Source organism: Serratia oryzae (assembly GCF_001976145.1).
Classification (GTDB): domain Bacteria; phylum Pseudomonadota; class Gammaproteobacteria; order Enterobacterales; family Enterobacteriaceae; genus Chania; species Chania oryzae.
Window position 1 is genome coordinate 24,316 of record NZ_MOXD01000011.1, and the last position, 14,444, is coordinate 38,759.

Here is a 14,444-nt window from a genome sequence, read left to right on the forward strand (position 1 = left end):
TACCGATGTGCTGAAAGCCGAAGGGCCAATTCTGGTTGATTTCTGGGCTGAATGGTGCGGTCCGTGCAAGATGATTGCTCCGATCCTGGATGAGATTGCCGAAGAGTTCGAGGGCAAGTTGACCATCACCAAGCTGAATATCGATCAAAACCCAGCTACCGCACCGAAATACGGTATCCGTGGCATTCCTACGCTGTTGCTGTTCAAAAATGGTGAAGTGGCTGCCACCAAAGTGGGGGCGTTGTCCAAAGGCCAGCTCAAAGATTTTCTGAACGCGAATCTGTAATCGGGCGGGAAGCCCTGCGATGGGCGTCTGGAGGGGATGTGTAATTCACCGCTAGACGCCTGCCAAGAAGCGTGCTAAGTTTAGCCACACTGCATATAGAACTTGCCCTAAGTATTAAATCTAAAGAGTTTGAATCTAAGCTTTACTCTATGTTGAATCATCGGCGTTGCCATTACGTATGAACTCAGCCCATGTTTCGACAATCAAACGGTTTTGCAAAAATCAGTTTTAAGGCACCTTCGATCCTAGACCGTTAGCGCGTGCGTCCATTGTAAGCCATCTCTTACCGTGACAGCTCTGTGGCCCGGCGATCGAACGTCCAGTAAACAGGCACGCATCTCGCTGCCATACCATTCACGATATTAGTTCGAGACATACCCCGAGTTTAAGAACCCACCACTATGAATCTTACCGAATTAAAGAATACGCCGGTTTCTGAGCTGATTACTCTCGGCGAAAATATGGGGCTGGAAAACCTGGCCCGCCTGCGCAAGCAGGACATTATCTTCTCTATACTTAAGCAACATGCGAAAAGCGGAGAGGATATCTTCGGCGATGGCGTGTTGGAGATATTGCAGGATGGATTTGGTTTCCTCCGCTCTGGAGACAGTTCCTACCTCGCCGGCCCTGATGATATCTACGTTTCCCCCAGCCAAATTCGCCGCTTCAACCTCCGCACAGGTGACACCATTTCCGGTAAGATTCGTCCGCCAAAAGAAGGCGAGCGCTATTTTGCTCTGTTGAAAGTCAACGAAGTCAACTACGACAAGCCGGAAAACGCCCGTAACAAAATCCTGTTCGAAAACCTCACGCCGCTGCACGCCAATTCCCGTCTGCGGATGGAGCGTGGCAATGGCTCCACAGAAGATCTGACGGCGCGCGTTCTGGATCTGGCTGCTCCGATTGGCCGTGGTCAACGTGGCCTGATTGTGGCACCACCGAAGGCTGGTAAAACCATGCTGCTGCAAAATATTGCGCAGAGCATTGCTTACAACCACCCTGACTGCGTGTTGATGGTGTTGCTGATCGATGAACGTCCGGAAGAAGTGACCGAGATGCAGCGCTTGGTAAAAGGTGAAGTTATCGCTTCCACTTTTGATGAACCCGCATCCCGCCACGTGCAGGTGGCAGAAATGGTCATCGAGAAGGCCAAACGTCTGGTTGAGCATAAGAAAGACGTTATCATCCTGCTGGATTCGATCACCCGTCTGGCGCGTGCCTACAACACCGTGGTACCGGCTTCAGGTAAAGTGCTGACCGGTGGTGTGGATGCCAACGCCCTGCACCGTCCGAAGCGTTTCTTCGGTGCGGCACGTAACGTGGAGGAAGGCGGTAGCCTGACCATCATCGCCACCGCGCTGGTAGATACCGGTTCCAAAATGGACGAAGTGATCTACGAAGAATTTAAAGGTACCGGCAACATGGAATTGCACTTGGCGCGTAAAATCGCCGAGAAGCGCGTGTTCCCTGCTATTGACTACAACCGTTCCGGTACTCGTAAAGAAGAGTTGCTCACCACGTCTGAAGAGCTGCAGAAAATGTGGATCCTGCGCAAGATTATTCACCCGATGGGTGAGATCGACGCGATGGAATTCCTCATTAATAAGTTGGCAATGACCAAGACTAATGATGAATTCTTTGACATGATGAAACGTTCGTAATTCAGTAAAAAATTTGGGGAACGCCACGCCTAGTCGTGGCGTTTTTCGCTTTTGGCGGATACGATAAGTAGCGGTAAAGGGAAAGTGGGTTTTTCTTGTGGCTTATTGAGAATTTGTCTTATTTATGTCTGTCTAGGTTGTTCATGCGTTGAAGTATTGACCTAGACATAGATATCCCCAAATGCTTGGAACTGCGGCTAACGTCTCTGCTGTTTTGTGTGAAAGGGATATAGTTTTGATTGGTGGTTGTCATAAGAAATGACTGAAAGGTAGCTTTTGCCTATGGTGCTGTTTTTACCCATGTTAAGCTGCCTCATCTTCTTCAGAGATTTGTTAACTGTGAACTTACTCACTATGAGTACTGAAATTCTTTTTGTTTTCCTGTTTTCTCTGGCTTTTCTATTTGTTGCCCGCAAGGTAGCAAAAAAGATAGGTTTGGTTGATAAACCTAACTATCGCAAACGTCACCAGGGTTTAATCCCTCTTGTTGGCGGTATTTCTGTTTATGCAGGTCTCTGTTTTGCCTTCCTGATTTCCGATCAACCGATTGCTCACGCTAAACTGTATCTCGCTTGTGCGGGAGTCTTGGTGTTTGTCGGGGCGCTGGACGATCGTTTCGACATTAGCGTTAAAATACGCGCCACTATCCAGGCTCTGGTCGGCATTGCCATGATGGTGTTTGCTGGCCTCTACCTGCGAAGCTTCGGTTATGTGTTTGGCGGCTGGGAAATGCTGTTGGGGCCGTTTGGCTATCTGGTTACTCTATTTGCGGTGTGGGCAGCGATCAATGCGTTCAACATGGTTGATGGTATCGACGGGCTGCTTGGCGGCCTTTCCTGCGTTTCGTTTGGGGCATTGGGGTCGCTGCTATATTTGAGTGGCCATACTGCGCTCGCTTTCTGGTGCTTTGCCATGCTGGCAGCGATCATCCCCTACATTTTGCTTAACCTTGGCTTATTGGGCCGCCGATACAAAGTATTTATGGGAGATGCAGGCAGTACGCTGATTGGCTTTACGGCGATCTGGGTGTTGCTGCAAAGTTCCCAAGGGGCAAATCATCCTATCAGGCCGGTAACGGCGCTGTGGATTATTGCCATACCATTGATGGATATGATCGCTATCATGTATCGTCGTCTGCGCAAAGGGATGAGCCCGTTTTCTCCCGATCGCCAGCATATCCATCATTTGATCATGCGTGCAGGCTTTACGTCCCGCCAGGCTTTTGTTCTGATTACGCTGGCTGCCGCGATTCTGGCGGCGATTGGCGTACTTGGCGAACGTCTGACGTTTATCCCTGAATGGGTAATGTTGGCACTATTTTTGCTTGCCTTTTTCTTGTATGGCTATTGCATCAAACGTGCATGGCGCGTCGCGCGTTATATCAAACGTATGAAGCGCCGTATTCGAAATGCAACGAACAATAAGCAAGTACCTTAACCTGAGGCTTTTGGGCAGTGATGAATCCTGAGACAACGTCTGAAAAAAATACCCCGGTAGTCGATAATGAACTCGACATTCGTGGTTTGTGTTGCACGCTGTGGCGCGGTAAGAAATGGATTATCGGTTTTGCGGTGTTGTTTGCCGCTGTGGCACTGATCGTCTCTTATCTGGTTAAGCAAGAATGGAGTGCGACGGCGATCACCGACAAACCTACGGTGAATGCGTTGGGGGGCTATTACTCCCAGCAGCAGTTCCTGCGTAACCTCGACATGCGCACCGTGCCGGCAGTGGCAGGCGATAAGCCGGGAATTGCCGATGAAGCCTATAATGAATTCATTATGCAGCTAGCGGCTTACGACACGCGCCGCGACTTCTGGCTGCAAAGCGATTACTACAAGCAGCGTCAGGAAGGGGATGCGCGCGCAGATGCGGCATTGCTCGACGATCTGATTAACAATATTCTGTTCACTCCGCGTGACGACAAAAAAGTGCTTAACGACAGCGTGAAGCTGACGGCAGAAACAGCGCCGGATTCCAACCGCCTGTTGCGGCAGTATGTAGCATTTGCCAGTCACCGGGCAGCACAGCATCTGAATGAGGAAATCCAGGGGGCTTGGGCGGCGCGTACTACGTCGATGAATGCACAGGTCAAACGCCAGGAAGCGGTTGCAGATGCGGTTTACCAACGCGAGCTTAAAACCGTGCAGCAGGCGCTGAAAATCGCTGAACAACAGGGAATTAGCCGTAGCCAGACTGATACGCCAGCAGAACAATTACCTGACTCCGATTTGTTCCTATTGGGCAAGCCAATGCTTCAGGCTCGTCTTGAAGGGTTACAGGCTTCTGGCCCAACGTACGATCTGGATTACGATCAGAACCGCGCCATGCTGGCAACGTTGAACGTTGGCCCTACGCTGGATGCCAAGTTCCAGACCTATCGCTATCTGCGTACGCCGGAAGAGCCGGTTAAACGTGATAGCCCACGCCGCGTATTCTGGCTGATTATGTGGGGCGCAATTGGTGCTCTGGTTGGCGCTGGTGTTGCTTTGGCTCGTCGGCCACGCAATTAAAAAAGATCATTATTTTGCTGATGGGCGCTTAAGCGCCCAGTTTGCAGGTTCGCCTGCGGTTCACCGACCAAAAGAGATTCGCTGTGAAAGTGTTGACTGTTTTTGGCACCAGGCCGGAAGCCATCAAAATGGCTCCTCTGGTACATGCTCTGGCTCAGGATGCAGCCTTTGAATCAAGAGTCTGCGTTACGGCACAGCATCGTGAGATGTTGGATCAGGTATTGCGTTTGTTTGAAATTGTACCGGATTACGACCTGAATATCATGAAACCTGGGCAGGGGCTGAGTGAAATCACTTGCCGCATCCTGGAAGGACTGAAGGGTGTTCTGGAAGATTTCAAACCCGATGTGGTGCTGGTTCACGGTGATACCACCACGACTATGGCGACCAGTTTGGCAGCGTTTTATCAGCGTATTCCGGTTGGGCATGTGGAAGCCGGCCTGCGTACCGGTAATCTCTACTCTCCATGGCCTGAAGAGGCAAACCGCAAACTGACGGGCCATCTGGCGATGTACCATTTCGCACCGACCGAAAACTCGCGGCTGAATCTGCTGCGGGAATCGCTGCGTGATGACCATATTTTCGTCACTGGCAATACGGTGATAGATGCCTTGTTATGGGTGCGCGATCGCGTCCTGAGTGACGAAGTATTACGTAATAGCCTCGATCAGCGTTACCCCTTCCTGGATGCCAGCAAGAAGTTGATCCTGGTGACCGGCCACCGTCGCGAAAGCTTCGGCGGTGGGTTCGAGCGCATTTGCAGCGCACTGGCAGAAATTGCCCGCCAGCATCCAGACGTGCAGGTGGTTTACCCTGTACACCTTAATCCTAACGTCAGCGAACCGGTCAATCGCATCTTGAAAGGTATCGACAACATCATGCTGATCGATCCGCAGGACTACTTGCCCTTCGTTTATCTGATGACCCACTCTTACCTGATTCTGACCGACTCAGGCGGTATTCAGGAAGAGGCTCCGTCACTGGGTAAACCGGTGCTAGTGATGCGCGATACCACGGAGCGACCAGAAGCGGTTGATGCCGGAACGGTGCGGTTGGTGGGAACGGATGTGGCTAAAATTGTCGACGAAGTGACTCGGCTGTTGACGGACGAAAACGAATATCACGCCATGAGCCGGGCGCATAACCCCTACGGTGACGGGCATGCCTGCCAGCGTATCCTCGAAGCTTTAAAGAATCATCAGGTGACACTATGAGTTTTAACACTATTTCAGTTATTGGCCTGGGTTACATTGGTTTGCCAACGGCGGCGGCGTTTGCTTCCCGCAAGAAAAAAGTGGTGGGCGTAGATGTTAATCAGCATGCGGTAGATACCATCAATCGTGGTCAGATTCATATTGTGGAACCCGACCTGGATCGCGTGGTGAAGGAAGCGGTTGAAGGGGGATTCCTGCAGGCGGTGACCAAACCGCTGGCAGCAGATGCTTTCCTGATTGCAGTACCAACCCCGTTCAAAGGGGATCACGAGCCCGATCTGGCCTATGTTGAAGCGGCGGCTAAGTCATTGGCACCGGTACTGAAAAAAGGCGATCTGGTGATTCTGGAATCCACCTCACCGGTGGGCGCGACCGAACAGATGGCGCAATGGCTGGCCGAAGCGCGCAGCGATCTCAGTTTCCCACAGAATGCCGGTGAGCAGGCTGACGTTAATATTGCCTATTGCCCTGAGCGCGTATTGCCGGGCCAGGTGATGGTTGAGCTGATCCAGAATGACCGCGTGATCGGTGGCATGACGCCAAAATGTTCCGCGCGCGCCAGCGCACTGTATAAGATTTTCCTTGAAGGTGAATGTGTTATCACCAACTCACGCACCGCTGAGATGTGCAAACTGACGGAAAACAGCTTCCGTGATGTCAACATCGCGTTTGCTAACGAATTGTCGCTGATTTGTGCCGATCAAGGGATCAACGTGTGGGAACTGATCCGCCTGGCCAACCGCCATCCGCGCGTCAATATTTTGCAGCCGGGCCCTGGCGTTGGCGGGCACTGTATCGCCGTTGATCCGTGGTTTATCGTGGCGCAAAACCCACAGCAGGCACGCCTGATCCATACCGCGCGTCTGGTTAACGATGGCAAACCGTTGTGGGTGGTTGAACGTGTGAAGGCCGCAGTGGCCGACTGCCTCGCAGCAACCAATAAACGTGCTTCCGAAGTGAAAATCGCCTGCTTTGGCTTGGCGTTCAAGCCCAATATTGATGATTTGCGTGAAAGCCCAGCCGTAGAAGTGGCACACCTGATTGCTGATTGGCACGTAGGTGAAACGCTGGCGGTAGAGCCGAACGTTGAGCAGTTGCCGAAGTCCTTGGCGGGCCATGTGACGCTGAAGGATATTGCCAGCGCATTGCAACAGGCTGATGTGATCGTGATGTTGGTCGATCACAAAGAGTTTAAGGCGATTAAGCCGGAAGAGATCAAGCAATCCTGGATTGTCGACACCAAAGGGGTCTGGCGTTGAAACGTATTTTAGTCACCGGCGGTGCCGGTTTTATTGGTTCCGCTGTCGTAAGGCACATCATCAGCAGCACTGCCGATAGCGTGGTGGTGGTGGACAAGCTGACCTATGCGGGCAATCTTGAGTCGTTGGCTAGCGTGGCTGACAGCGAGCGCTATGCGTTCGAACAGGTTGATATCTGCGATCGCCCCGCGCTGGATCGGGTATTTTCCCAGTACCAGCCTGATTTTGTGATGCATCTGGCAGCAGAAAGCCATGTTGACCGCTCTATTGACGGCCCGGCGGCATTTATTGAAACCAACGTGGTGGGAACCTACACCATGCTGGAAGCTGCCCGCCATTACTGGCAAGCGCTTGCAGAAGAGAAAAAGCAGGGCTTCCGCTTCCACCATATCTCTACCGATGAAGTGTACGGCGATCTGCACGGGACTGACGACCTGTTTACTGAAACCACACCTTATGCGCCGAGCAGCCCATATTCAGCGTCTAAGGCGTCGAGCGATCATCTGGTGCGCGCCTGGTTGCGTACTTACGGTTTCCCGACGGTGGTGACCAACTGTTCCAACAACTATGGCCCATACCACTTCCCAGAAAAACTGATTCCACTGGTGATCCTGAACGCTATTTCCGGTAAACCGCTGCCGGTCTACGGCAATGGCGCGCAGGTGCGTGACTGGTTGTATGTGGAAGATCACGCCCGTGCGCTGTATCAGGTCGTGACCGAAGGAGTGATAGGGGAAACCTATAACATCGGTGGACACAACGAGCGTAAGAACATCGAAGTGGTACACGCGATCTGCGATCTGCTGGAAGAGCTGGCACCGAACAAACCGCAAGGCGTGGCAAACTACCGCGATCTGATCACCTATGTTAAAGATCGTCCCGGCCATGATATGCGCTATGCCATTGATGCGGGGAAAATCGAGCGTGAGCTGGGCTGGCGCCCGCAGGAAAGCTTTGAAAGCGGTATCCGCAAAACGGTCTCTTGGTACCTGAGTAACGAAACCTGGTGGCGCCGTGTGCAAGATGGTTCCTATGCGGGTGAGCGTTTAGGGCTGAATTAACACCATCCAGATGAACGCGCAGTGCTTAGGCGCCGCGTTGTTACAGTAAGTTCAGGAGTTATTATGAAAGGCATCATTCTTGCCGGCGGTTCAGGGACGCGTTTGCACCCGATTACCCGTGGTGTTTCGAAACAGCTGCTCCCTATCTACGATAAGCCGATGATCTACTATCCGCTTTCGGTGCTGATGCTGGCCGGGATCCGTGACGTTTTGATTATCTCTACGCCGGAAGATCTACCGTCATTCCGCCGCTTACTTGGCAGCGGTGAAGAGTTTGGTATCAACCTCAGCTATGCAGAGCAGCCAAGCCCAGATGGGCTGGCACAGGCATTCCTGATCGGCGAAGAGTTTATTGCCGGCGAGCCGACCTGTTTGGTGCTGGGCGACAACATCTATTTCGGGCAGAGCTTTAGCCCAAAACTGAAAAATGTGGTCGCGGGCCTGAAAGGGGCGACAGTATTCGGTTATCAGGTGATGGATCCAGAGCGTTTCGGCGTTGTGGAGTTTGATGATAATTTCCGTGCGTTGTCGATCGAAGAAAAGCCGGCTAAGCCAAAGTCCAACTGGGCGGTTACGGGGCTTTATTTCTACGACAACCAGGTGGTGGATTTTGCCAAGCAGGTGAAGCCTTCGCCGCGCGGCGAACTGGAAATCACCAGCATTAACCAGATGTATCTGGAGCGTGGTGAACTGAGCGTTGAGCTGCTGGGCCGCGGTTTTGCCTGGCTTGATACCGGTACTCACGACAGCCTGATTGAGGCCAGTACCTTTGTCCAAACGGTAGAGAAACGGCAAGGGTTCAAAATTGCCTGCTTGGAAGAGATTGCCTGGCGTAACGGCTGGCTGGACGATGAAGGCGTAAGACGTGCGGCACTGGCGCTGGCTAAAACCGGCTATGGTAAATATTTATTGGATTTACTGCATGTCCGTCCACGCCAATATTGAGTCTTTGGGCTGGGAAAGCGAGTTTTTCCATATCTCCAGCGCCAAGCTGCAGTTTGACGACGCCGCGCCACCGCTCGGTGATGCGGAATTAGATGCTTTTGCGCTGGTGCAGGCCAAAATACCGGCACAGCGACTGGATTTAGCTGACGCATTGGCTGGGCAAGGTTTTCGGCTGGTGGAAGGTGAAGTTGATTTAGCCCTGGTGATTGGCACGGAAAGTGCTTCATTAACGGCATTGCGCCCGGCGGTACCTGAAGATATCCCGCTATTACGTGGTGTCGCAGCCAGCGTATTCGCCGCCAGCCGTTTTCGTGCTCCTTGGTATGGGCCGCAGGACAGTGGGCGATTTTACGCTACTTGGATTGAAAAAGCGGTGCTGGGAACCTTCGATCATCAGTGTCTATTGGTACTGGGAAGCGATGGGCAGCCAGAAGGTTTTGTCAGCCTGCGTGATATCGGCCAGCACGAAGCTCGTATCGGCCTGCTGGCAGTCTTCCCGGGCGCACAAGGAAAGGGTGCTGGTTCACGGCTGATGGCTGCCGCGATCGCCTGGTGTCAGCAGCGTGAGCTGCAACGCCTGTGGGTTGCGACCCAGATGAGTAATATCGCCGCGTTACGGCTCTATCAACGGCACGGTGCCATCATAGAAAGCACCGCGTATTGGTTCTACAGAGGTTTACATGATTCCATTTAACGCCCCACCGGTTGTTGGTACCGAACTCGATTACATGCAGGCTGCCATGGGTAGCGGCAAACTCTGTGGTGACGGTGGCTTTACGCGTCGCTGCCAGCAATGGATGGAACAGCATTTCGGCAGCCCGAAAGTGCTGCTGACGCCTTCCTGCACCGCTTCATTGGAAATGGCCGCTATCCTGCTGGATATTCAGCCGGGTGATGAAGTGATCATGCCGAGCTTCACCTTCGTATCTACCGCCAACGCCTTCGTGCTGCGTGGCGCGGTAGTGGTGTTTGTTGATGTACGTCCAGACACCATGAATATCGATGAAAGCAAAATCGAAGCGGCGATTACCGATAAAACCCGCGCGATTGTGCCGGTGCACTATGCTGGCGTAGCCTGCGAGATGGATACCATCATGGCGCTGGCGAAAAAATACAATCTGTTCGTGGTTGAAGATGCCGCGCAGGGCGTTATGTCGACTTACAAAGGTAGGGCGTTGGGAACTATCGGCCATATCGGTTGTTACAGCTTCCATGAAACTAAAAACTACACCGCGGGTGGTGAGGGTGGCGCAACGCTGATTAACGATCCGGCGCTGATCGATCGTGCAGAAGTGATCCGCGAGAAAGGTACCAACCGCAGCCAGTTCTTCCGTGGTCAGGTTGATAAGTACACCTGGCGCGATATCGGTTCCAGCTATCTGATGTCTGATCTGCAGGCGGCTTATCTGTGGGCACAATTGGAAGCTGCGGAAGAGATTAACCAGCGTCGCCTGAAGCTGTGGCAGAACTACTACGATGCATTCAAACCGCTGGCTGACGCAGGCCGTATCAGCTTGCCGGTAATCCCAGAGGGGTGTGTGCATAATGCTCATATGTTCTACGTTAAGCTCAAGGATGTTCAGGATCGCACGGCGTTTATCGATTACCTGAAAGAAGCCGAAATCATGACGGTATTCCATTACATCCCACTACACGCTTGCCCGGCGGGTGAGAAGTTTGGCCGCTTTGCTGGTGAAGACCGTTTCACTACCAAAGAAAGTGAGCGTCTGGTGCGCCTGCCGCTGTTCTATAACATGTCTGATGTTAACCAACGCACGGTGATTACCACCATCCTGAGCTACCTGGCCTGATATGTCGCTGGCAAAAGCATCGATTTGGACGGCCGGCTCCACGCTGATAAAAATTGGCGTGGGGCTGTTGGTAGTCAAAATGCTGGCGGTGGCTTTTGGCCCCAGCGGTGTCGGGCAAGCGGGTAATTTCCGCCAATTGATTACCGTTCTTGGCGTGCTGTCCGGCGCCGGGATTTTTAACGGTATTACCAAGTATGTGGCGGAATATCATCAGGATCCTCAGCGGTTGCGCATGGCGGTGGGCACTGCTTCCAGCATCGTGCTGGGGTTTTCCACCCTATTAGCGTTGGTATTTCTGTTCGCCGCCGAGCCGATAAGCATGGGGCTGTTCGGCCATACCGATTATATCAATGTCGTGCGGGCAGTGGCGTTTATCCAAATGGGGATTGCTTACGCCAACCTGTTCCTGGCCATTCTGAAAGGCTACCGTGATGCCATGGGGAATGCACTGGCGGTGATCGGCGGTAGCCTGATCGGCGTGGTGGCCTATACCCTATGTTTCAAGCTGGGTGGCTATGAGGGGGCGTTGGCCGGTCTGGCCCTGGTTCCTGCGTTGGTGGTGCTGCCAGCCGGCTTCTTGCTGTGGCGGCGCAAGATGCTGCCATTGCGCTATCTGGCGCTGGCGTGGGATAAGGCGCTGGCCAGCCATTTAGGCAAGTTCACCCTTATGGCACTGATCACCTCAGTGACTCTGCCAGTCGCCTATGTGATGATGCGTAACCTGCTGGCAGCGCATTACAGCTGGGATGAGGTGGGTATCTGGCAGGGGGTAAGCAGTATTTCCGATGCTTATCTGCAGTTTATTACTGCGTCGTTCACCGTTTACTTGCTGCCAACGCTGTCGCGCCTGAAGGAAAAAAGCGCCATCTCGCAAGAGATTGTGCGGTCGCTGAAGTTTGTATTACCCGCGGTGGCTGCCGCCAGTTTGACCGTGTGGTTGCTGCGTGATTTCGCTATTTGGCTGCTGTTCTCCGAAAAATTTGTCGCGATGCGCGATCTGTTTGCCTGGCAACTGGTTGGCGATGTGCTGAAAGTCGGCTCTTACGTTTTCGGTTACCTGGTGATTGCCAAAGCATCCCTGCGTTTTTATATTCTGACGGAAGTCAGCCAGTTTGCCTTGCTGACGCTGTTCTCGCACTGGCTGATCCCGCAGCATGGCGCGCTGGGGGCGGCACAGGCCTATATGGCAACCTACATCGTGTATTTCGCGCTCTGTAGCTGCGTATTTATCCTCTATCGTAGACGAGTATGACCACACTGATTCACGTACTGGGATCTGATATCCCGCATCATAATCATACGGTGCTGCGCTTCTTTAATGACGTGCTGGCAGAGCGTTTGCCTGCTGAACAGGTGTGCCATTTTATGGTGGCCGCCAAGGATACTGCGGCGTTGGGCCAGTTTTCTGCACTGAAAGTGGAAACCTTTCCGGGCAAGAAAAGCCTGGCGGAGGCGGTGATTGCTCGCGCTCAGGCCGATCGCCATACCCGCTTTTTCCTGCATGGTCAGTTTAACGCGGCGCTGTGGCTGGCGTTGCTGAGCGGTAAAATCAAAGCCCATCAGGTGAGTTGGCATATCTGGGGGGCCGATCTGTATGAGAATGCTACCAGTTGGAAGTTCCGGTTGTTCTATATCCTGCGCCGCATCGCGCAGGGGCGGGTAAGCCACGTATTTGCGACGCGTGGCGATCTGATTCACTACCAGCAGCGCCATCCGCGTGTTCCGGCCTCATTGCTATACTTCCCGACGCGCATGGACCCTCAACTGACCGGCATCGAGGTGCAGAAAAACAGCACCGGGCTGCTGACCATTCTGGTGGGGAATTCAGGGGATCGTACTAACCGCCATATAGAGGCGCTGAAGGCGATTCATCAGCGGTTTGGCCGCGATGTGCGGGTGATTGTACCTATGGGTTATCCTGCCAACAATGAGCCTTACATTGAGCAGGTGCGTGCTGCCGGGCTGGCGCTGTTTGGCGAAAACCATCTGCAGCTGTTGACGCAGCAGGTGGCGTTTGATGATTACCTGAATATCTTGCGCGAATGCGATCTCGGTTACTTTATCTTTGATCGACAGCAGGGTATCGGCACTCTGTGCCTGTTGATACAGTTTGGCGTGCCGTTTGTGCTCAGCCGCAAAAACCCCTTCTGGCAGGACTTGGCGGAGCAGCACCTGCCGGTCCTGTTTTATGGCGATTCGCTGGATGAAGCCATTGTCCGCGAGTCACAGCGTCAGTTGGCTTTGGTGAACAAACATGCGATAGCCTTCTTTAATCCGAACTACGTGGATGGCTGGCAGCAGGCCTTGGCGCAAGTGGCGGGAGAGAATCCATGACGTTGGCTCAGTTTGGCGGGTTGTTCGTCGTTTACCTGATTGGGGCACTGTTTGTGTTGACGCTGACCTATCAGGAATTCCGGCGTGTCCGTTTCAATTTTAACGTGTTCTTTTCTCTGCTCTATTTACTGACGTTTTATTTCGGTTTTCCGTTGACTTGTCTGCTGGTCTTCCAGTTTGACGTTCAGGTGGTGCCGGTTGAATTCCTGCTGTATGCCATTCTTTCTGCGACCTGTTTCTACGCCATTTACTATGTCAGCTACAAAACGCGGTTGCGTAAGCGCAGCAACCAGCAGCATAAGCCGATATTTACCATGAATCGGGTGGAAACCCATCTTACCTGGATGCTACTGGCGCTGGTGGCGATTGGCACCGTCGGCATTTTCTTTATGCAGAACGGTTTCTTGTTGTTCAAGCTGAACTCCTATAGCCAGATCTTCTCCAGCGATGTATCCGGGGTGGCGCTCAAGCGCTTTTTCTACTTCTTCATCCCGGCGATGTTGGTGGTTTATTTTCTCAAGCAGGACGTGCGCGCCTGGTTCTTCTTCCTGGCGGCGACGGTGGCCTTTGGCATTCTGACCTATGTGATCGTCGGTGGCACCCGTGCCAATATCATCATCGCTTTCTCGCTGTTCCTGTTTATCGGCATCGTGCGCGGCTGGATTTCGTTGTGGATGCTGGTGGCCGCTGGGGTGTTCGGTATTGTCGGCATGTTCTGGCTGGCGTTGAAACGCTATAGCTTGGACGTGAGCGGCCCCGAAGCGTTTTATACTTTCTTGTATCTGACGCGCGATACCTTCTCTCCGTGGGAAAACCTGGGGTTACTGCTGCAAAATTACGACAAGATCGATTTCCAGGGGCTGGCACCGATCGTGCGTGATTTCTATGTGTTTATCCCTACTTGGTTGTGGCCAGGGCGGCCCGATCTGGTGCTGAATAGCGCCAACTATTTTACCTGGGAAGTGTTGGATAACCATTCCGGGCTGGCCATTTCCCCTACCTTGATCGGCTCGCTGGTGGTGATGGGGGGCGTGCTGTTTATCCCTCTAGGTGCCATTGTGGTGGGGTTGATCATCAAATGGTTTGACTGGCTGTATGAAATGGGCAAAAACGAGCAGAATCGTTTTAAAGCGGCTATTTTGCAGGGTTTTTGCTTCGGCGCGGTGTTCAATATCATCGTGTTGGCGCGTGAAGGAGTCGATTCTTTCGTTTCACGCGTCGTGTTCTTCTGCATCATATTTGGTGTCTGCCTGATACTGGCAAAATTGCTGTACTGGTTGTTTGATATCGCTGGCCTGATCAAGGCACGGATAATACGTAAGCGCGCAACGCTGCCCTCTGCGGGCCGCGTTCAGTAAAGGTA

Annotated in this window: 13 protein-coding genes; all 13 read left to right on the forward strand. The window is 52.9% G+C overall.

Annotated elements, in window-relative coordinates:
• A partial coding sequence (trxA, locus tag BMI79_RS18090; RefSeq protein WP_076943608.1) for a thioredoxin TrxA occupies positions 1-286 on the forward strand: 286 nt, incomplete at its 5' end.
• 401 nt (positions 287-687) lie between these two features.
• Positions 688-1,947, forward strand: a complete 1,260-nt coding sequence (gene rho, locus BMI79_RS18095) for a transcription termination factor Rho (protein WP_021181558.1) — start codon at positions 688-690, stop codon at positions 1,945-1,947.
• 339 nt (positions 1,948-2,286) lie between these two features.
• Entirely contained in the window at positions 2,287-3,384 is a 1,098-nt protein-coding gene (gene wecA, locus BMI79_RS18100) for a UDP-N-acetylglucosamine--undecaprenyl-phosphate N-acetylglucosaminephosphotransferase (protein ID WP_076943609.1), read from the forward strand.
• 20 nt (positions 3,385-3,404) lie between these two features.
• Positions 3,405-4,457 (forward strand): ECA polysaccharide chain length modulation protein, encoded by a 1,053-nt coding sequence (gene wzzE, locus BMI79_RS18105; protein WP_076943499.1) that lies wholly within the window; start codon positions 3,405-3,407, stop codon positions 4,455-4,457.
• An 83-nt stretch (positions 4,458-4,540) separates the two neighbouring features.
• Positions 4,541-5,671, forward strand: coding sequence for a non-hydrolyzing UDP-N-acetylglucosamine 2-epimerase (gene wecB, locus BMI79_RS18110; RefSeq protein ID WP_076943500.1), 1,131 nt, complete (start codon positions 4,541-4,543; stop codon positions 5,669-5,671).
• Positions 5,668-6,930, forward strand: a complete 1,263-nt coding sequence (wecC, locus tag BMI79_RS18115) for a UDP-N-acetyl-D-mannosamine dehydrogenase (RefSeq protein ID WP_076943501.1) — start codon at positions 5,668-5,670, stop codon at positions 6,928-6,930. Before wecB ends, wecC begins: the two co-directional genes overlap by 4 nt.
• On the forward strand, positions 6,927-7,991 hold the full coding sequence (gene rffG / locus BMI79_RS18120; RefSeq protein WP_076943502.1) for a dTDP-glucose 4,6-dehydratase: 1,065 nt from the start codon (positions 6,927-6,929) through the stop codon (positions 7,989-7,991). The genes wecC and rffG overlap by 4 nt, the downstream gene beginning before the upstream one ends.
• Positions 7,992-8,054: 63 nt before the next feature.
• A complete protein-coding gene (gene rfbA, locus BMI79_RS18125) occupies positions 8,055-8,936 on the forward strand; it encodes a glucose-1-phosphate thymidylyltransferase RfbA (protein ID WP_076943503.1) in 882 nt (293 codons plus the stop codon).
• Positions 8,914-9,630, forward strand: a complete 717-nt coding sequence (rffC, locus tag BMI79_RS18130; protein WP_076943504.1) for a dTDP-4-amino-4,6-dideoxy-D-galactose acyltransferase — start codon at positions 8,914-8,916, stop codon at positions 9,628-9,630. Before rfbA ends, rffC begins: the two co-directional genes overlap by 23 nt.
• Entirely contained in the window at positions 9,617-10,747 is a 1,131-nt protein-coding gene (rffA, locus tag BMI79_RS18135; protein WP_076943505.1) for a dTDP-4-amino-4,6-dideoxygalactose transaminase, read from the forward strand. The genes rffC and rffA overlap by 14 nt, the downstream gene beginning before the upstream one ends.
• Position 10,748: 1 nt before the next feature.
• Complete coding sequence (gene wzxE, locus BMI79_RS18140; RefSeq protein ID WP_076943506.1) at positions 10,749-11,999, forward strand: lipid III flippase WzxE; 1,251 nt, start codon at positions 10,749-10,751, stop codon at positions 11,997-11,999.
• Positions 11,996-13,081 (forward strand): TDP-N-acetylfucosamine:lipid II N-acetylfucosaminyltransferase, encoded by a 1,086-nt coding sequence (locus BMI79_RS18145; RefSeq protein WP_076943507.1) that lies wholly within the window; start codon positions 11,996-11,998, stop codon positions 13,079-13,081. The genes wzxE and BMI79_RS18145 overlap by 4 nt, the downstream gene beginning before the upstream one ends.
• Positions 13,078-14,439, forward strand: a complete 1,362-nt coding sequence (gene wzyE / locus BMI79_RS18150) for an ECA oligosaccharide polymerase (RefSeq protein WP_076943508.1) — start codon at positions 13,078-13,080, stop codon at positions 14,437-14,439. Before BMI79_RS18145 ends, wzyE begins: the two co-directional genes overlap by 4 nt.
• Positions 14,440-14,444 lie beyond the last annotated feature (5 nt).